This is a genomic window from Nostoc sp., assembly GCF_036917755.1.
Classification (GTDB): Bacteria; Cyanobacteriota; Cyanobacteriia; order Cyanobacteriales; family Nostocaceae; genus Nostoc.
In genome coordinates, this window is record NZ_JBALFC010000009.1 from 184,371 (window position 1) to 203,857 (window position 19,487).

At 42.8% G+C, this 19,487-nt stretch carries 17 protein-coding genes and 2 pseudogenes; 5 read left to right on the forward strand and 14 right to left on the reverse strand.

Annotated elements, in window-relative coordinates; all coding sequences use genetic code 11:
* Positions 1–227: 227 nt before the first annotated feature.
* Both V7L05_RS03120 and V7L05_RS03125 read right to left on the reverse strand, forming a co-directional pair.
* Complete coding sequence (locus V7L05_RS03120; RefSeq protein WP_335161700.1) at positions 228–833, reverse strand: DUF4129 domain-containing protein; 606 nt, start codon at positions 831–833, stop codon at positions 228–230.
* Between the two features lie 108 nt (positions 834–941).
* Complete coding sequence (locus V7L05_RS03125; RefSeq protein WP_335161702.1) at positions 942–1,424, reverse strand: DUF2243 domain-containing protein; 483 nt, start codon at positions 1,422–1,424, stop codon at positions 942–944.
* Between the two features lie 210 nt (positions 1,425–1,634).
* Between V7L05_RS03125 and V7L05_RS03130 the strand changes: the two genes are divergently transcribed.
* Positions 1,635–2,834 (forward strand): Coenzyme F420 hydrogenase/dehydrogenase, beta subunit C-terminal domain, encoded by a 1,200-nt coding sequence (locus tag V7L05_RS03130; protein ID WP_335161704.1) that lies wholly within the window; start codon positions 1,635–1,637, stop codon positions 2,832–2,834.
* On the opposite strand, the gene V7L05_RS03135 is transcribed toward V7L05_RS03130, so the two are convergent.
* The 3 genes from V7L05_RS03135 to V7L05_RS03145 form a co-directional block, all read right to left on the reverse strand.
* Positions 2,759–3,097, reverse strand: a complete 339-nt coding sequence (locus V7L05_RS03135) for a hypothetical protein (protein WP_335161706.1) — start codon at positions 3,095–3,097, stop codon at positions 2,759–2,761. The genes V7L05_RS03130 and V7L05_RS03135 overlap by 76 nt on opposite strands.
* Before the next feature lie 14 nt (positions 3,098–3,111).
* On the reverse strand, positions 3,112–5,214 hold the full coding sequence (locus V7L05_RS03140) for an ABC transporter ATP-binding protein (protein WP_335161708.1): 2,103 nt from the start codon (positions 5,212–5,214) through the stop codon (positions 3,112–3,114).
* Between the two features lie 147 nt (positions 5,215–5,361).
* Positions 5,362–6,315 (reverse strand): MDR/zinc-dependent alcohol dehydrogenase-like family protein, encoded by a 954-nt coding sequence (locus V7L05_RS03145; RefSeq protein WP_335161710.1) that lies wholly within the window; start codon positions 6,313–6,315, stop codon positions 5,362–5,364.
* 215 nt (positions 6,316–6,530) lie between these two features.
* Here V7L05_RS03145 and V7L05_RS03150 point away from each other — a divergent pair, with 215 nt between their 5' ends.
* Positions 6,531–6,932, forward strand: coding sequence for a hypothetical protein (locus V7L05_RS03150; RefSeq protein ID WP_335161712.1), 402 nt, complete (start codon positions 6,531–6,533; stop codon positions 6,930–6,932).
* Here V7L05_RS03150 and V7L05_RS03155 read toward each other — a convergent pair.
* The 3 genes from V7L05_RS03155 to V7L05_RS03165 form a co-directional block, all read right to left on the reverse strand.
* Positions 6,870–7,892 (reverse strand): zinc-dependent alcohol dehydrogenase, encoded by a 1,023-nt coding sequence (locus tag V7L05_RS03155; protein WP_335161844.1) that lies wholly within the window; start codon positions 7,890–7,892, stop codon positions 6,870–6,872. The genes V7L05_RS03150 and V7L05_RS03155 overlap by 63 nt on opposite strands.
* A 211-nt stretch (positions 7,893–8,103) precedes the next feature.
* On the reverse strand, positions 8,104–8,289 hold the full coding sequence (locus tag V7L05_RS03160) for a hypothetical protein (RefSeq protein ID WP_334939347.1): 186 nt from the start codon (positions 8,287–8,289) through the stop codon (positions 8,104–8,106).
* 54 nt (positions 8,290–8,343) lie between these two features.
* Positions 8,344–9,414, reverse strand: coding sequence for a glycosyltransferase family 4 protein (locus V7L05_RS03165; protein ID WP_335161714.1), 1,071 nt, complete (start codon positions 9,412–9,414; stop codon positions 8,344–8,346).
* A 459-nt stretch (positions 9,415–9,873) separates the two neighbouring features.
* Between V7L05_RS03165 and xth the strand changes: the two genes are divergently transcribed.
* On the forward strand, positions 9,874–10,656 hold the full coding sequence (xth, locus tag V7L05_RS03170; RefSeq protein ID WP_335161717.1) for an exodeoxyribonuclease III: 783 nt from the start codon (positions 9,874–9,876) through the stop codon (positions 10,654–10,656).
* On the opposite strand, the gene V7L05_RS03175 is transcribed toward xth, so the two are convergent.
* The 4 genes and pseudogenes from V7L05_RS03175 to V7L05_RS03190 all read right to left on the reverse strand — a co-directional run.
* Positions 10,653–10,766, reverse strand: a complete 114-nt coding sequence (locus V7L05_RS03175) for a histidine kinase (protein WP_335161719.1) — start codon at positions 10,764–10,766, stop codon at positions 10,653–10,655. The genes xth and V7L05_RS03175 overlap by 4 nt on opposite strands.
* Before the next feature lie 13 nt (positions 10,767–10,779).
* Entirely contained in the window at positions 10,780–11,898 is a 1,119-nt protein-coding gene (locus V7L05_RS03180) for a T3SS effector HopA1 family protein (RefSeq protein ID WP_442937830.1), read from the reverse strand.
* Positions 11,899–11,917: 19 nt separating this feature from the next.
* Positions 11,918–13,177: an aminoglycoside phosphotransferase family protein gene (locus V7L05_RS03185; protein WP_335161721.1), complete on the reverse strand. Its 1,260-nt coding sequence runs from the start codon at positions 13,175–13,177 to the stop codon at positions 11,918–11,920.
* A gap of 746 nt (positions 13,178–13,923) precedes the next feature.
* Positions 13,924–14,021, reverse strand: a pseudogene (locus V7L05_RS03190) (WYL domain-containing protein); the annotation flags it as partial.
* Between the two features lie 201 nt (positions 14,022–14,222).
* Between V7L05_RS03190 and V7L05_RS03195 the strand changes: the two are divergent.
* Positions 14,223–15,242, forward strand: coding sequence for a PDDEXK nuclease domain-containing protein (locus V7L05_RS03195; protein WP_335161723.1), 1,020 nt, complete (start codon positions 14,223–14,225; stop codon positions 15,240–15,242).
* Between the two features lie 11 nt (positions 15,243–15,253).
* Here V7L05_RS03195 and V7L05_RS03200 read toward each other — a convergent pair.
* Positions 15,254–16,299: pseudogene (locus tag V7L05_RS03200) on the reverse strand (RNA-guided endonuclease InsQ/TnpB family protein); the annotation flags it as partial.
* A 53-nt stretch (positions 16,300–16,352) separates the two neighbouring features.
* On the reverse strand, positions 16,353–18,023 hold the full coding sequence (locus V7L05_RS03205) for a cellulase family glycosylhydrolase (protein WP_335161725.1): 1,671 nt from the start codon (positions 18,021–18,023) through the stop codon (positions 16,353–16,355).
* A 575-nt stretch (positions 18,024–18,598) separates the two neighbouring features.
* On the opposite strand from V7L05_RS03205, the gene V7L05_RS03210 reads away from it, so the two are divergent.
* On the forward strand, positions 18,599–19,402 hold the full coding sequence (locus V7L05_RS03210) for a hypothetical protein (RefSeq protein ID WP_335161727.1): 804 nt from the start codon (positions 18,599–18,601) through the stop codon (positions 19,400–19,402).
* Positions 19,403–19,487: the final 85 nt, after the last annotated feature.

The window sequence follows — 19,487 nt, forward strand, 5'->3', positions numbered from 1 at the left end:
CCAAAACGTTCTGCTTAAAAAGCAGGGGACTTAAACCCCTAAACTTAGTTAAAAGGGCGGTTAGAAACCGCGTCTACACGAAGCAAAACCCACCCGCGTGGGTTTCAAACACTCAATTTTTCCTTAGTCCGCGCAGGCGGACTTTGCCTGTGTAGCCAAGCCACTGCGTTGGGCGGGTTCCCCGACTTGAAGCAAGTGGCGTGCGAATTCTATTCGCCAGGGCTTTTTCATGCTTGCGAAATTTCCCGATAAGCTTGCCGACACTGCTGATAATTGTCTGGCAAAATCTCGGCATTGCCAAAACATAATTGCTCGTGAGTAGTAATTAAAGTTTCATAAGGCTGTATGGGAGTCACAGACGATCGCAGCAATTGTAGATATTCTCCATCTGTGCGGCTGAGTTTGTGGGGTGCGATCGCGTTTTGATCCAACTGTTGCAACATCGCTAAATAGACACAACGGCAAGCCTCACGGTAGTTACCTTGACGGTAAAATTCTTGCGATCGCTCCAACAAAAGGGCTATGGATGACTCACTAGAGCGAGTTTTTGCGCGAAAATCAATGAGATTACCACTTCTATTCAGCCAAGAATATACATAAGGACTGAATTCTCGCCATAATCGCCAACCCACCCAAGCTATAAATAAGCCTATTACCAGCCAAAACAGGAATTTCAGCAACTCACCAAGCCTTGGGCTAATTGACCATCCAGTAGGCAATTCGGGCATTGCCTGTTCAAAGCGGTAAAACTGGTATTCCCACCATTCTCCCGCTTGTTGTTGAAATTGAGAAAGCTGCCAACTCCAGCTAGTTTTTTCAAAAGTATCTGTCATAGGGGGGAGTGGGGAGTGGGGAGTGGGGAGTGGGGGGATGAGGGGGACAAGGAGAATAAGCAATGCCCAATGCCCAATGCCCAATGCCCCATGCCCCATGCCCAATGATTAATTGACTACTGACTCTTTTTTGATCATTATCCAGCCCATAACAATAAGTAGCGCACCGAATGCAAGAAATCCTAGATCCCAAGCTAACTGATTTGGGCCTGCTTTTACATGATGGATACCGAGAATTTGGTGGTCAATTAAACCTTCAACCAAGTCAAACAACCCAGTCCCAATCACTATTGACCCAATAAAAGTCTGTGATGACCAAGGAACATCATCACGCCCTCCTGCACGCCATAGCAACACAAGTCCGACCACGGTGAATACCCAATCCAAGGCATGAAATAACCCATCCCATACCATGTTCAAATCTATATTCGCCGTGTTTGTCAGAGGTCGAATGCTACTGACCATATGATGCCACTGGAGGAGCTGATGCAGTAAAATTCCATCAAGAAATCCTCCAAGACCCACACCAAGAAAAATTCCAGCCGTAATTAGCGGTGCGCGTCGGTTGAAGGTTTCACTTTTTGCCTCCATTGTCAACCTCATAGATAGGCTTTTTTACCAAAATACAACTCTTTTAGGAGAAATATCTTCTATCTTGAGGCAAGTACAATCATTCAACTTAAATATTATTTTCACGGTAACTGAAAGTTTGGGGATTTGAAAACCCTTGATCATCGTGAAGTTCATAGCCGATAAAGGTATTGTAATAAAAGCGATTCCTAGATAAAACAAAAAATTTATATGACTTCAGTTGATTCTAGCAAGCACAAAAAAGCTAAAGCCCTCAAACCTACCAGCCGCCGCCCTGCTAAAGAACTGTGTAGCGAGTGCGGACTATGTGATACATACTATATTCACTATGTCAAGGAAGCCTGCGCTTTTATTAATCAGCAAATAGGCGAACTTGAAGCAGAAACGCACACGCGATCGCGCCATCTTGACAACCCTGATGAACTCTACTTTGGTGTTCACCAAGATATGATAGCAGCGCGGAAACAGCAGGCGATCGCAGGCGCACAATGGACGGGTATTGTTAGCAGCATTGCCATTGAAATGCTCAATCGCGGCTTAGTTGAAGGTGTCGTCTGTGTGCAAAACACCAAAGAAGACCGCTTTCAACCCATGCCCATCATCGCCCGGACTCCAGAAGAAATACTAGCAGCACGGGTAAATAAACCAACACTTTCCCCGAACCTTTCCGTATTGGAACAGGTGGAAAAATCGGGGATGAAGCGGCTGTTGGTAATTGGTGTTGGTTGCCAAATTCAGGCATTACGAGCCGTAGAAAAACAACTTGGTTTAGAAAAGCTGTATGTTTTGGGTACGCCCTGCGTAGATAATGTTAACCGCGCCGGACTGCAAAAATTCTTAGAAACCACCAGCCGATCGCCTGATACAGTTGTGCATTACGAATTCATGCAAGACTTCCGGGTTCACTTCAAACATGAGGATGGCTCATCAGAAACAGTACCTTTCTTTGGCTTGAAGACCAACAAACTTAAAGATGTCTTTGCCCCATCCTGTATGAGTTGTTTTGATTACGTCAACTCCCTAGCCGATTTAGTCGTTGGTTACATGGGCGCACCCTTCGGCTGGCAATGGATTGTAGTTAGAAATGACACAGGTAAGGAAATGCTGGACTTGGTGAAAGACCAGTTAGACACCCAACCAGTGATGTCTAAAGGGAATCGTAAGGAAGCTGTACAGCAAAGCATTCCCGCCTACGATAAAGGCGTTACCCTCCCCATGTGGGCAGCAAAACTCATGGGTGTGGTTATCGAAAAAATCGGCCCCAAGGGTTTAGAATATGCGCGGTTTTCCATTGATTCTCACTTTACTCGGAACTATTTGTATGTGAAGCGGAATCATCCAGAGAAATTAGAAGCGCACGTTCCAGAGTTTGCCAAGCGTATTGTTGAGCAATATAAGTTACCTGAATAAAGATTGGGCATTGGGCATTGGGCATTGGGCATTGGTGTCAACTTAAGGTTAAAAGGGCGGTTAGAAACCGCGTCTACACGAGACTTAACCCACCTCCGTGGGTTAAGAACCCTTGATTTTGTATTAGTCCACGGAGGTGGACGAGAGTTTGTGTACCCGCAAATTCTATTCGCCCTGGCTCTAAGTTGACACGTATGCTCCTTGTCCCCCTCATCTCCCTCATCTCCCTCATCTCCCTCATCTCCCCACTCCCCACTCCCCACTCACCACTCCCCACTCACTTATAACTACTAGCTTGACGAGTAAACATCAAATGATACTGTCCCCCTAGTGCGATGAGTTCGTCATGAGTGCCTACCTCGATAATTTGACCATGTTCTAGTACTACTACTTGGTCTGCTAGTTTTGCCAAGGCGAGGCGATGGCTGACTACAACGGCTATTCTCCCCTTCGCCAAGCTCTGCAAAATATTGTAAATCTCATGTTCTGTCTTCGGATCAAGGTTCGCTGTTGGCTCGTCAAGTATGACTAGTTCGGCTGGAGACAGTCGCAACAAAGCACGAGCGATCGCTAATCTTTGCCATTGTCCACCTGATAGATCAATACCTCCTTCTAGCTGTTTGCCCAAGAGGGTTTCTAAACCTTGATCGAGGTTTTGAATTACTTTAGCCAAACCAGCCTCAGCGATCGCTTCTGTGATCGCGGCATCATCCTGCATTTTCGCTAAATCTCCAAAGGCAACATTCTCCCGCACAGTAGTCGGAAACCGAGCGTAATCTTGCATAACTACATCAATCCGCGATCGCAAATCTTCTAACGGGAGCGATGCCAAATCCTGCCCATTCCAAATAATCGCACCTTGGCTAGGATCATAGAGGCGACATAATAACTTTGCTAATGTGGTCTTACCAGCACCATTTTCACCCACTAATACAATCATCTCGTTGGGGTGAATCGTCAGATTGATGTTTTTTAGGATTGGGCGATCGCTGTTGGGATAGCTAAAGGATAGATTTTTGATGTAAATACCTGTCTGCGATGCTTCATTGAAAGCGGCGGGAAACTCCATCCCCTCGTGGGTGGTCGAGGTTGCTCCCCCCAACCCTTGGGGCATAGGGCATGGGGCATTGGTAACTTCTTCCCCATTCCCCATTCCCCATTCCCCATGCCCAAAAACTCCACCCACAAGGGGATGGAGTTTTTTATACTCAGTTGCATTCACACCTGATAAAGCTTGCCGATGATCAGATGAATTATTTCCATTTTTTTGAAAGTTCCGATTGTTAGCAGCCGATTCCTTGGCTTCTCCCCATACCTTCTTTGATTGCAACTCTGGATGAGAACGGGATAACTGCGGCTCTAACTCCAAAAGCTGGAAAATAGGCGTCGTTGCCAGTGCAATATTATACAACTCTGACCCGCCAGACATCAGATTCTCCAAACTCCGACGCACTTCCAAAATTACCCCAGTGTAAAGCGCCAAATCCCCCAAAGTATGGGTTCCACCGATCACTCCCTGGACTACGTATACATAGGGCAACGCCAAACCTAAACCACTCAATAAAGACCAGCCAATAACGGCTGTTGTCCCCCGACGGCGGATTTGTTGCATTGCCCGAAAAATAGTCCGGTAAAGCCCGTGCCAGCGTTCTAATAGTAAGGTTTGCAAGCTAAATAAGCGTATTTCTTTGGCGTATGTCTCTCCGGTTAAAACCGTTTTATATAAGTTCATTTCACGAAGAACACTCGCTTGGGTTCTTTCTACTCCCCAAACTTGCTTACGGTATTTTATCTGCACATACATCACAGGGGTAACGCAGCTAAACAAAATTAGGGGTACCCACCAAGCAAGAGACACCAAAAGCAGTATGGCTGGAATGAAGATAAAAACTCCCTCTAACATCGTCACAAGCCTCATACAAAGCTCTGGAAGTCGTTGCACTCCCTTTTCGGTCAACTGCACCAAATTGAGCAAATCGGGTGTTTCAAACAGGGCAATATCTTCAAAAGTGGCAATCTTTTCAATCACTTGTCCTTGGACAAAACCGGAAATGCGATCGCGCAGAGAAGTATATACAAAGGGATTGATGTTTGCGATCGCATCACTTACCAAATTCACCAGCAGGGAACCGGCAATACTGGAGAGTAGCAGTGGTTGGGAAAGTATCAGGGCGATCGCATTTTCCGTTGTGCCGATGCTCAATAAGCGGGTAATTTCATCAATGATCTCCTTGTTGAGCCAAATGGCGAGCGCTGGGCCTGCACCACCCAGTAATGTCAGAATTGTTACATAACGTAGCTCCTTTGGAACTACCTGCATCACTGTTGCCACACTGCGGCGAAATGCTTGGAATGGAGAAATTTCAATTATTTGCATCATGTTTCAAAGTAGCAAATAATTGCAAAATTCTCACTCAAATGATCAGCAAGTGCGATCGCCTTAGACTTCGGCAACCGCAGTTATGCTGAGAGAAATCAATCTATATATATTTCATATATTTCACCTCGACAGGGTTACACCCAACCCCTAACCAATCTCTAACAATATCTTCAAAACACCCCGATTCTGAGCGTGTTCAAAAGCTGCAAGACCTTCAATCAGGGGGTAGGTAGCATGAATCAGGGGTTGCACGTCAACTTGTCCTGTAGCTAGTAGCTGGAGTGCTGGGGGAAAGGGACCACAACGGGAGCCGATGAGGGTGATTTCATCCACTACTAAAGAAGAAGCATCCAGGCTGAGGTTGCCAGCATAAGTACTTTTAAGTACAAGCGTACCACGAGGACGTAGGGCGCGACGAGCGATCGCAAATCCTTCTGGGTTGCCAGTACATTCTACTGAGATATCGAAATATCCATCTGTAACAGCATCGGCTAGACTCGTTTTTATTCCCCGTGCTTCTAAGTTAGCTAGTTTGTCTCGATGACGCCCCACAGCTAAAAGTTCACAGCCAGTTAGGGCTAGTGTCTGGGCTACCAATTGCCCTAGTTTGCCATCTCCAACCACTAGCACGCGGTCATTTGGATGCAATAATACTTGCTGCTGAATTTCCAAAGCTGCTGCTAAAGGTTCAGTAAATGTTGCTACTTCTGTTGGCACATTATCAGGTACGCGATGCAAGTTCTCCACCGGCAAACAGAGATATTCTCCAAAGGCTCCATGACGGTTGACAATACCTAGAACTGTGCGATTTTCGCAGTGAGTTGGTTGTCCACTGCGACAAAACCGACAATGCCCACACACAGCGTTGATTTCTCCAACTACGCGTTGGTTAACTAAGTGTTCTGGTCCTTGTTCGACGATGCCGACAAATTCATGACCTAAAATACCACGGTAAGGATAGTAGCCTCTGAGTAGTTCCAGGTCAGTGTTACAGATACCTGCACGCAAGACACGTACCAAGGCTTCTCCCGGTGGTGGTTCAGGAATAGCAATATCTGTGCGTAATTGCAACTGGTTGTTTTCGAGCCAAAGTCCTTTCATTTTTCTTCGCATCCTTTGTCTAATATTTTGTCATAGCATTTTGAAAAATCTTTGCAATATAATCAATCGGCTATAGGGCAATACAGTTCAGTTAAGCATTTCTTCCTTCTCTCTGTGTTCTCTGCGCCTCTGCGGTTCGTTAAAAAAAATTAATTTTCACAAAGAGTTTTAGGCTTAACCCAAGCGTATTGGGCTATAGGGGCCTACATCTGTATATGGGTGTTAACTTAACGTTAAGCGATCGCATTTGCTACATCGGCGCTCGCATTTGCGATATCGGCGATCGCATTTGTGATATCAGCGATCGCATTTGCTACATCGGCGATTGCATTTGCGATATCGGCGATCGCATTTGCTATATCGGCGATCGCATTTGCTACATTGGCGATTGCATTTGCTACATCGGCGATTGCATTTGCTACATCGGCGCTGGCATTTGTTATATCGGCGATCGCATTTGTGATATCGGCGCTGGCATTTGTTATATCGGCGATGCCTACGGTGGTAACAGAGCCTGCGTTGCCTACTTCTTTCCTCCTACCTTTCTTAAAAAACTAAGGAATCATCGCTACCTTAATAACCTGACGCGCCTTCATCTCACAAAACACCTGTTCTAAATCTTTTAACGATCGCTGTTCACTAATAAGTAACTCAAAGGGAATTTTGCGACTAGCAATCAGTGCAAGCGCCTGCCGCACATACTCCGGTGTATTATGAAACACGCCTTTAATAGTAAGTTCGCTGTAATGTAGCTGTTCTGTATTGACAGTAATGCTGGTATCTCGTGGACATCCACCGAATAAGTTGACTGTTGCACCAGGACGGGCGCAGGCGATCGCAGTTTCCCAAACACTTGGTACACCAGTGGCTTCAATTACTATATCTGCACCCCATCCTTGGGTAAGTTCTTTCACCACATTAGGAATATGTGGGATTTGATGATAATTAAAGGTCTGGATTGCACCCAATTTCTGACCAATTTCTAGCCGGTGGTTATTACCTCCCCACAGCAAAACCTCAGCTTTCTCACTCAACGCCGCCACAAACATCAACCCGATCGCCCCATCTCCTAAGACGACTACTTGATCTTTGGTTTTGACATCAGAACGCGCTATACCATGTAACACACAAGCTAAGGGTTCCGTCATCGCTGCCAATTCCCACGGCAACTCATCGGGAATTTGTAACAAATTATGCTGTACTATTGGTGCAGGAATTTTCAGGTATTCGGCAAAAGTTCCATTATTCCAGGTCAGGTTCGGACATAATGAATACTCTTGGCGTTGACAAAAAAAGCACTGGCAGCATGGGGCGGAATTATTAGCGACAATGCGATCGCCTACTTGCCAATCAGCGACACCTGCACCCAAGGCAACTATTCGCCCAGCAGCTTCATGACCAAATAGTGACGGCGGTTTCAGCATCTTGGCATGACCACCACGCCGCCAGACTTTCAAATCTGTACCACAAGTTGTTGCCGCCCCCACTCGGATCACAACTTCACCAGCCGCCGGAGTGGGGTCAGCAACTTCCTCTAAGCGTAAATCTTCTTGGCCATAAAGTAAGGCTGCTAACAAAATTTTAAACCTATCAATTAGCTTCATCCGATTTTATCAGTTAGAGCTAATTGATAGGTGTAAACTCGATTTCTATAGGACTCCTATTTGATTTTTGAACAAATTAAGTACTAATCGAAAAGGCTTATTCCCTACTCCCCACTCCCAGCCTACGCAAGCCAGTTCAATAATCAAAGCGGATTACTATATTAGGCTTTATTATGTCGAAGAATTAAGTATTCACCACTGGCTGGGGAACCACTCCGGTGTTCCGGGTTTCCAGATTAGGCAAACGAGTAGCAGTTAATAGCGGTACTTCTTGTCGGCACGACAGGCAAAACCAATATAGTTCACCATGACGGGCATGACGCAGGAGGGAACCACCGCAGCATGGGCAGGTGTTAGTTCTCGTACTCATACCAATGTGCTCCTTAAAAAAGTTATTGTTTAAGCTGGATAAAAAAGCAGTTGATTAAAACTGGATTTTGGCAGCATGAATGCGGCCATTAGATTCTATGCGGTCTTTTATAATTTGTCTGTAAACAGCTTCATATCCGTTAACCATTTGGCTAACGCTAAAGTTGTTTTCCACATATTTTCGACAGGTTTGACGATTCAGTTCCAAAGCTAGTGGAATCATTGCCGCCATTTCTGCATAGCTTTTGCAGATAAAACCTGTTTTATTGTGGGCAATCACTTCTGGTACCGAGCCGAAATTCATGGCAATCACTGGTGTACCAGTTGCCATTGATTCAATCATTACTAAGCCAAAAGGTTCTTGCCAGTTAATGGGGAAAAGAGTTATGGCAGCATTGCCCAGAAGTTCAGCCTTTTCGGTGTGGCTAATTTCGCCTAGATATTCGATTTGCTGACCATCTATTAAGGGGGCAATTTCTTGTTCAAAAAACTTAGAGTCTGCTAGATCAACCTTTCCTGCCATCTTCAAGCGCCAACCACTCTGTTTCGCAATAGCGATCGCATGTTGTGGACCTTTTTCTGGCGAAAAACGGCCTAGAAAAGCCAAATATGGAGGTTCTGACGGTTGGGCTACGAATGGATAATCTGCTAGCTCAATTCCGTTATAAACCGTGCCAATATAATTGAGATCGATTTGACGCTGAGAGTTACTAATGCTGACGTAGGGTTGATTTTGGTGGTAGCTAAATGCGTGACGGTTGTCCGTTGTAAAGTTACCGTGCAGGGTGTGGACTGTAGAAGTTGCTGTTATCAAACTCGCTAAAGCTAATGCCGAAATCCCTACATGAGAATGGATAATATCGAATTGGGCAGCACTTTGGTAAACTTGGCTCAGTTCCAGCATTTCGTACACTGCATACTCTTTGATATTTGGATCTAAGCGCAATGCCTGCGGATAAACTGCTTCTAAGTGAGCTAAAGTTTGAGAATCGCCAGAGGCAAACAAAGTTACCTTATGACCGCGACGAACAAGTTCATCAGTCAAGCGACTCACTACCAGTTCGATTCCTCCATAACTAGGAGGTGGAACCCTTTCCCATAAGGGGGCGACTTGAGCGATTTTCATAAGTTGTTTTGGTTCAGTCTATGAAATTGTCCTCTATATAATGAGCTACATCATTATATTATGAGGAAAGAGGATTTCTACTTACTCTTTTGACATTTAAATTAACCTAACAGGCTGCCAAAAGCGCAATAACAGTTAACCGTACCGCAAATTTTCTACCGACAAATCTAACCGACTATCGGCAAAAGTCAACCTGGAGCTACAGTTCTAACCGTATAGCTAATCAATTACTTGTTGCATCTGTCTTGGGGATCATAATGAAGTAGAATATTTTGTAGCAGAACTTACAAAATGGAAGAATTTGTAGCTGAGAATACTAAAATACTGAATGGGATCAAGTCATTAAAGCTTCGTTTAAACGTAATTGGGAAATGGAACAGAAATTATAAGTATTAAATAATTGTACAAAAATTACATGATGTGTAATTAGTAATTTACAAAAATTCTGATAACTAACGAATGAAAATCGCTACTTGGAACGTCAACTCAATTCGCACTCGCCTCGAACAGGTTATCGATTGGTTAACCCTAAATCCTGTTGATGTTCTCTGCTTGCAAGAAACCAAAGTTGTGGATGCCGAGTTTCCGCGATCGCCTTTTGAGCAGTTAGGCTATAACCTTTATATATCAGGGCAAAAATCTTATAACGGTGTAGCCTTGATTAGCCGCCAGCCACTCTTAGACGTAAGTAGCGGGTTTCGGGCGATTTTGCCAGATTTACACCACGAATGGGATGACCAAAAGCGGGTGATTACAGGTGTAATTGATGGTGTTCGGATTGTGAACTTATATGTTCCCAATGGCGCAGCAGTCGGAACTGAAAAATACGAATACAAACTGCGCTGGTTGACAGCGCTACACGAGTATTTGCGATTGCTAGTGCTGTTAGAACCTGCAATTTGTGTGTGCGGAGACTTCAACATCGCACTGGAAGACAAAGATATTCACGAGCAAGTGAGTACAGAAAATCACATTATGGCAACAGAAGCAGAGCGCCAAGCCTTACGAGCTATTCTGGCACTCGGATTTGCCGATGCTTTTCGCAAATTCACTACAGAAGGCGGAAATTTCAGCTGGTGGGATTATCGCGCCGCCGCCTTCCGTCGCAACTTAGGTTGGCGGATTGACCATCACTATCTCACAGCCGTGCTATATGAGCGTGCTAAAAGTTGCATCATCGATGTCGCACCCAGAAAATTAACCCAACCCAGCGATCATGTGCCGGTAATTGTAGAATTTTAAATTGGGCATTGGGCATTGGGCATTGGGCATTGGGCATTGGGCATTACATTACTTCTTTCTCCCTCATCCCCCTCATCTCCCTCATCCCCCCTCATCCCCCGACTCCCCACTCCCTACTCTCCATCAATTTAACGGATAATAAATATCCTCAGAACCGGGATTGAGATAAGGACGCTGCAAATCTATTAAGTGTCGCGCAAAGTGTTGGTCAATAACCCTCATCCGTTCCTCCATCGTATTCTTACCTTTTTGCCAAGCTTCCAATAAAGCATTAGCGACAATTTGGCAACGGTTCATCCCAAAACTTTCCTGTGCTGCAAATTTTTGGGTTGGTTCTTCGGCTAAACCTAGCCCTGGTGCTAAAAATTTGGTAAACAAAGGAATTTCCGGCTGAAAATGGGATTGATTTTCTGGATAAACAGCCTGAAGGATTGTGCGGATTGCTGGATAGTCGGGGAGTTCAAAGTAAAGTAGCCCCGAATCATAGCGTCCGTATGCAGAAGGGTTGTGGAGAACCTGAAAGCTAAAGGGAATCGAGGCTGCATTCAATTGCAATGTCAGGCTTTCCATCAGAGCGATCGCACCAGATGCCGTAAAATTAAAGTAAATTCGCCCTGCTCCCAAATCAGCATCAGGGTTGCTCTGGCGTTTCTGTCTAACATTACTAACTGCCAAATAACAGCCATTTTGCAGACGATTTTTGGGCATCCAGATTGCTACCATCTCACCCACTTTCGTAGATTTTTTACTAGATTCTAGATGGCAGTCTGGCTCAACATAAAGTGTTAAACCGCCTTTAGTCACCGCCATCGTCCCATCAGGTTCTTTCCGCAACACCTGCCATTGAGGGTCAAAGTAACCTAGTCCGTGATTACTGGCGTGCAATTGTTCGTAAAAGTTCCAATCAATCTCCAAAATGGAATTATCTGCTAAATTATGCTTGGGCGGGCAATTAGTACTATCAGTATTGAGTGCTAAAGTACTTTGCAGCGAGCCATTGTAATAGATTCCATAGAGAAAGTTTCGCAGCAATAGAGTGAGATACTTCTGTTGTAAATCTACAGAATTGTGCTGAAATCTCTCGGCTATTTTAGTCGGCAGAGCAAAGGGTTGATAATTAGGATGGCAAATACAAAAACTTGACTCAATCTGGATATTTTTAGCAATGTCCAATAGAGAAGTTAACGGTTGATTGATAGTATTTTCTGTATTCTGTATTCTGTATTCTGTGTTCTTCTTCAAATTATTCTGCTCCCTGCCATTAACAACCGCGAAGCCGAGTTTTTTCGTAATAAATGCGAATTAACTGTGCCTCTTTTACAGGTTGAGGAAGTTGATGGATTTTTGCTACAGGATTTAGGATTTCTGACTCTGATATCCCGAAAATAGTCAGCACAGCTTGCTCCGGTATAGTGAGTAAACTTTTAGCAACTTTGAGCATACAAATGTCAGCATTATTAAAGTATTTGCTCCCCGTAATCATCTCCTGAATTTCATGAATCAGTGCCAGTCCCGCAAACTGGATAACACGCGAAATAAAGTCACTGCGGTATGACAAAATCATGGGAAAAGCATTTATATAAGCCCTAATTAGGGCAATAATTGAAGGTTGTAAAATCTCCAACGGTGTCAACGCTAGGTGTAGAGATTCTTCTAAATCAATAGTGGGGTCTACTACCAGACTCTTGAGCCAAATTCCTAAATAGCTTGCTAATAAAGTTCCTAAATCAAAAGCTGGATCTCCCCAAGAACAAGCTGACCAATCAATTAGTCGTACTAGACAATTGTCTAGTTTCTCCCACCTGGAATGAACCAAAATGTTGTTCAATTTCAGGTTGTTGTGAGTCAAGCAGCAAGGATTCCAGTTAGATGCCAAATCTGCGATCGCAGATTCCAAACTCTCATACTGTTGATAGAGAACATAGAATTTCAGTGCATCTGTGGGAACAGTCCCAAATATCTCCGGCTCAATTGAGCCTACTCCTTGCGCCGGATTGTAAAAGCCATAGCGAAACTCTCCTTGGGGAGCAGTTGCCATAAAATCCTTATATTCTCGGCGGTTGAAGGTTGCGCGATGCAGTCCCGCCAAAGTAGTGCCGATCGCAGAAGCAATTTCTTGTGGAAAAATCTCATTGTTGTGGTAGAATATCGCAAGCTCTTGATATTCACTCAGGTAATTGCGGACGAGGATAGAATTTTCTTCGTCAAAATGCACTACCAACGGTGCGTAGTTTACCGCCGTAGGCATCGCTGAAATATTGCCGAGAACTGGAAACTGCTGGAGCAACTGGTGAAATAGCCACTCCTGAAACAATTCATGAGGCGGCGCGTCATTGTTCTTAACGTTACGTTCTTGTTTAACGAGCAGTTTGCGATTATCTGCTAGAGTCACTAGTAAATCGAAATTGTTCTTACTACTTCCTGGCAACTCAGATTTATCTGATGCGCCATCTTCTGAGCTACACAGACCCGCGTCTTGCAGATACTGGATAACGTTATGAGAAGACAGTGATAATACCATGTATTATTTCCTACTTCATAAATTACTTAAACTTTTCTGTGTCAAATTTGCTTGGTCTTAGCAGCTTTCCGTAGATAGTAGCTGATGTGTAAATAACAATAAAGATTTGTACAATCTACTAATATCCCATATTTTGGGTAGAAACCTGCCAAAATGGCACCAAGTCTTTTACAATTCCTTTAAAATTTGCTCCTAGATAGCGTGACATCTTTACAAATACATCTAGTACCGCTTCGCGTAATTCGTAATTCGTAATTCGTAATTCGTAATTACGTTTTAGCAAGGGTTTCAGACATTACAAATGGTGAACCAGCGCTGCGGGAGGGTTTCCCTCCGCAGGCGACTGGCTTTCCCGTTGGGGTGGCTTATTTACGCCGTGCTGTAGTAGAGTAAGTTTTGTAGTTCAGCCTTTTGATGTAGCTCTATCTCCTTTTTTTGTGGTAAAGAAGCATCCCCAGCAAAAATTTGATGTTCAGTAGTCATCCTGAAACCAGCGAAGAATTTCAATAATCCTTAGCGATTGGAAGCATGACATTCAACGCTATTATTTTTATTTATCATCACAAGGCCAAAAAAACCGGACTTTTTAGGCAATTAGTGATGATTTTTTTCTTTAATTTTCAGAATTGATGTCTGGAAACCTTGTGATTCCGTCATTTGTGTCACCTACAAATTGTAAATGACTAGAGGCGATCGTAGACAACGGCTACATGAGTGCATCTTATGAAACTGCACTTCTGTCAGGGGCGAACAGTAAAATTAAACACACGCTCTGCTGCATCTTGATAGGAAAGTGAAAGGGCTGTTCGCGCAAGATATAGCGGTCTATTTCTAAGGAACGTGGATTAAACAAAATGCAAAACTTCATCCTGTATCTAGCTTCCCTCTCCAATATATCGGAGAGGGATTGAGGGTGAGGTAAGCCAGGGACATAAATTGTATGTTATTTAATTCTTATTTCTAAGCGCCAAGTCGGGGGCAAATTCTCTAAGAAACTTTCGATTTTCCCTCGCAGTGGTCATGAACGAGTTGAACCTTTTCCGCTATGAGTAACCCTATTTCAGACAATTACAGACATTTGCTAATGGAAATAAAACAGCGTATTCGTTCAGCCCAGTACGAAGCATTAAAAGCAGTTAATCGGGAAATGATTAACCTCTACTGGGACATTGGACAGATAATTGTTACTCAACAGCAGGGCGCTAGTTGGGGAAAATCCGTAGTAGAACAGTTATCAAAAGACTTACAAGCAGAGTTTCCAGGAATTAGCGGATTTTCTACTGCTAACCTCTGGCGGATGAGACTTTTTTATGAATCCTATGTCAACAATGAAAAACTCGCACCAATGGTGCGAGAAATTGGATGGACTCACAATCTGGTCATTGTAGAGAAGTGCAAAGATGACCTAGAACGGGAATTCTATATCAGAATGACTCGGAAATTTGGCTGGACAAAGAATGTTTTGATTCACCAAATTGAAAATCAAAGCTATGAAAAGACTCTGTTGAATCAGACTAACTTTGATAAAACTGTACCAGCCGATATCTGTAACCAATTAAAATTAGCTGTCAAAGATGAATATACTTTTGATTTCTTGGAACTAGCAGATGAACACAGCGAACGACAGCTTGAACAGGCGATTTTGGCTAGAGTTGAACCATTCTTGCAAGAAATGGGTGGGCGGTTTACTTTTGTTGGCAGTCAGTATCGCCTAGAAGTTGGTGTTCAGGAATTTTTTATTGACCTGTTGTTATATCACCGCCAATTAAAATGTCTAGTTGCGATTGAGTTAAAAACTGGAGAGTTCCTACCTGAGTATGTAGGAAAAATGCAGTTTTATCTGGCGGCTTTAGATGATTTCTCTCGACTCCCAGACGAAAATCTCTCAATCGGAATTATTCTTTGCAAATCCAAGAATAAAACTATTGTTGAGTATGCACTGAGAGAATCGAATAAACCTATTGGTATAGCAAGTTATAAGCTATTTTCTACAGTGCCTCAAGAACTAAAAAATCAGCTTCCCGCGCCAGAGCAAGTTGCCAAGTTGCTAGAAGGCGTGGATTGACACTCTCAGGTCTAAAGACACTGAGATTCTTTAATCAAAGACATGACTTGCTCATCCAGGATTACTCCAGCATGAGTAGTGGTCGCATCTCCTAAAGCGTTGCTTGCATCAAGTGCAAAGGTTCCGGTATGCCCTACCGTACCCAATCCTCGACTAAGGATGTTTCTAGCTGCATTTTCGTCCCTATCCATCACACAGCCACACCTACAAACATGTGTTCTAGTGGATAGTGTTTTTTTCACGATTTCACCACAGCTAGAGCAAACAGCGCTTGTGTATTGCGGATTAACCGCAACCGTGACCCGTTTAAATACTTTCCCAAAGTATTCAATCCAAACACGAAACTGATACCAAGACGCGTCATTAATGGACTTAGCTAAACAATGATTTTTCACCCTTACGGGTTCGCCAGTCGCTTCAAGTCGGGGAACCCGCCCAACGCGCTGGCTCACCATATTTTTAATCCTCAAATCTTCATAGGCTATCAAGTGGTTTGACTGAACTACGCACCGTGCTAATTTCACAGCATGGTGCAATACGATTGTCTACTTATTTTGAGGTGGCGATTTCCTAAAATCAGCCTAGCCTTGCCCCGATTTTTTGAACTTTTTACCTTTCTGGAAACGCGACGTTGTGAACGTTTAAGAACCTTTTCTCCTTGACGAAGAAATCTAGGATTCTCAACCATTGCACCATTAGAGTCGGTGTAATATTCTTTTAGACCTACATCTAATCCAATCGTATTTCCTGATGGTTCTATATTTTCTTCTCGGTTAACATCAATACAAAACTGAACGTATACACCCTCTGCACGTTTTATCAATCTAACCCGCTTAATTTGGTTTATTTGATAGAAATGCAAATCACGTGTACCTTTGAGTTTTAATCGCCCAATACCTTTTTTGTCAGTAAAGGTTATGGATTTACGATTATCTGCAAGCTTCCATCCTGATGTTTTGTATTCAACAGAACGACAATCTTTCTGGAATTGTGGATACCCCTTTAAACCTGTAATACCTTTCTTACAATTGTCATAAAACCGAGAGATATTTGTAAAAAAATGGAGTTTAAAAATGTCTAATGATGATTGGTTATCAGGTGATTTTGGCTTTAAATGGAGACGGCGGCTATTTGCTGCGGTTGGTAGTCAGAACCAAGTTTATTGGCACAAAAGCCAGTATCCCGTACTTGATTTGGTTCAATTATTTTTCCCCAGTCCAAAGGAGTCACTACATACTGTGTCGCTCCTTGCTGCTTAAAATCTGCGTTCCAAGAGTTATTAATCTTAGCTTGATTCATATTAAATCCCAGTTGCCAATTGCTAACCTTGGTATTTCCCTGATTTGTAATTTTGAAACTGACACAAAATCCAGTTTCCCAGTTGGAATTGATGTCAGTAGTAACTTTTAGTTGGGTAGCACCAGTAGGAGATGGGGAAACAGAAGGAGTCGGAGTTGGGGAAACAGGAGGATTACTTGGTTGAACTGTCGGTTGAACTGTCGGTTGAACTTGTACAGGTGAGAGCAGTTGGGACAGTAATTGCTGCTTGGGTAGATCAACACTTTGCCAATCATCTAGTAAAATTCCGCCTGTATCGCTACTATCAGGATTCCAACTCCAGTAAGTAAAGCTCAAGTTATTTTTTTGAATGTATTTCACCAACTCATTTTGCCAAATTCCCTCTTTGGAATTTAAGTCTACTTTCCGTCCCCCAAACTCTCCAATCAAGATGGGAGCAATATTCTGACTAGCGATATAGTTAAATCCTATTTCCCAGCGATCAATTAGATTTTTAGGAAAGTTAGAGTCATAAAAGTAGGGCTGATTGTACACCCCAGCGCCGTACTCATGAGGAGAATAGACTAGCTTGTTAGAACTAGATAAACGTACTGGGTAGTGGTTAACACCTTCTAAATTTCCACCATACCAATGCTGTAGCAGTTTTTGACCGGGGACATTCTTTTCTACACCTTCAACGACAATCAGCCAATTAGGATTGACACTTAGAATAGCATTGCCTGCGCGTTCTGCTGCTAGTCGCCAGTCGGTATTAATGTTGTTATCACCCCAGCTAGCTTTCCCGTGAGGTTCGTTTTTTAAGTCTGCGCCAATGACGTTAGCTTGATTTTTGTATCTAATGGCTAACATTTTCCAGGTATCGATCCAGTCTGCTTCCGTAAACCCATCTCCATACCATAATTCTGGAATTTGCTCGTCGTTGAGGCGGTGGCTGTCGAGTAGGATTAGTAATCCTTGGCGTCCTGCTTCTTGAATGATTAAGTCCATTATCTCTAAGGGGGTTTTACCTTGGAGTTCTATGTTGCTGCCAATTCCAAAGTCAATGCCACTTACATTAGGCGATCGCAATCCTGCCACAGAATAAGGTAATCGGATGACGTTGTATCCCAAGCTTTTAATCTGCGCCAGCATTTCTTTATAATCTCGTTTCCATAAACCATGAGGGGCGTGTGTATTAGTTTCCATACCAAACCAGTTAACACCTCTGGGCAATACAGCCTTGCCTTTCGCATCCACAATTGTTCTACCAATCGTTGAAAGCGGTAGCTCTATGGGATCTATGGGCATCGCAGCCACAATTGTTCTACCAATCGTTGAAAGCGGTAGCTCTATGGGCGTCACAGCCCTAGAAGCATCTAGCTGGATACTAGCAGGTACTTTAGTCAAAAATATTACTAAAAACACCACTAAGCTTAAGGAAAATATCAGGACTTGCTTGTGTAACCTGAATGTTCTTGGTTTACTTTTAGAGATCACTCGCATAATTTTATTACTTTTCCTGGAGATCAATATCTAAGCTTAATTACATAAAAAAATCTGCACTTATTTTTACAAATAATATATATTTACAGTATCTTCACTGAAAAATTATTTTTAGATATCTGCCTATTTCATCGAGCATAAATTTTCCTACTCTGATCACACTGCATTTATTTGACAGCTTTTTAGTTATTAAATTAACATTCCATACATCTAACCATCTAATAATCTTAGAGTAATATTTAGCTACTATTGTTTCTGTATCCGCAAAAATTGGATAGTGGAAGTTAAGAGCGCTAAAATCTTTGACTAGTAATACGTATAAACTTCTGTCTATATTTTGTGTGCATCTTTATATAATCCATCTTAGTTGTTTAATTTACAAAAAATTTACGGATTTTACTGAGTTCTTCATGAGTTGTTTATTGAAAAAATCTTGTATAGAGGATAATTTAGATACTAAGGCATTACACATATTGACTGACCGTGAAAACTCTAAACAAGTTAGATGTTACAAGCGGTAATTAGATTTGCTGCAATCTATCTATAGTCTTTTATTTGACAAACCCATTCTGCTTATGACACTTTCTGCACTGCAAAAATTCTTACTACCACCCGCGATCGCTTCTCTAAGTGTATTTTCTTTAATGTCATTGCCCCTTGCAACACTAGGTGATAAACAAATTGCCATCAAATTCCAGGAAGAACCTATTTTTTCCGGCAAACTTAGAGATATTGCTATTCCTTACGTAATTTTTGCAACTGCACTGAGTATAGGGTCTGGAATTTCAGCACTCGCTTTCTGTGGTTGGCGAAATTCTTCCTCTAAATCAGCGAAAATTCGGCAGGAATTATCTAATCTAGAGCAACACCTAGAGCAAAAAGAAGCATTACTAAAAGAATGGCAAGTTTCCGAGCCTCGGCTACAAATTTCTGGATTGAACGCTTTTTTAGATGACGAGATGCCTTTTGACCAAGCTCTCAGTTCAAAAAGCTCTGCAATAACTGCATCTCAACCTATTGGAGCGCAAACCCCGACATCGATGTACACACAGCCAGTAAATCCTGTAGCAAAGGTTGCAACTCAAAAAAAGACCACTACGACTATGAGAAATGTTGCTGCTACCTCTGCATTTGCATCTGCTCAAGCTTTCCTTAGCTATGCTCAAGAAAATCCTAATAACATCAAACAAACTACTCCTGATGAAGTGAATCAAACAGCAATCATGCCATCAGAATTTGAAGAGTTGCAAAAACAAATTAAAGAGATGATGTTACAGATGCAGGCAATGCAGAACAATTTGCAATTAACGCCCCAAGCAACAATTGCTGAGGTGGAACCCACAGCTAAATTTCAGATTTACTACAATACGGTTATTTGAAATCTACTCAAATCTGTTTATCAAAGAGCAAAAGCTGAAGATAAACAGGTTTAATATTCATTACCTACATTTTTGCTTCATATAA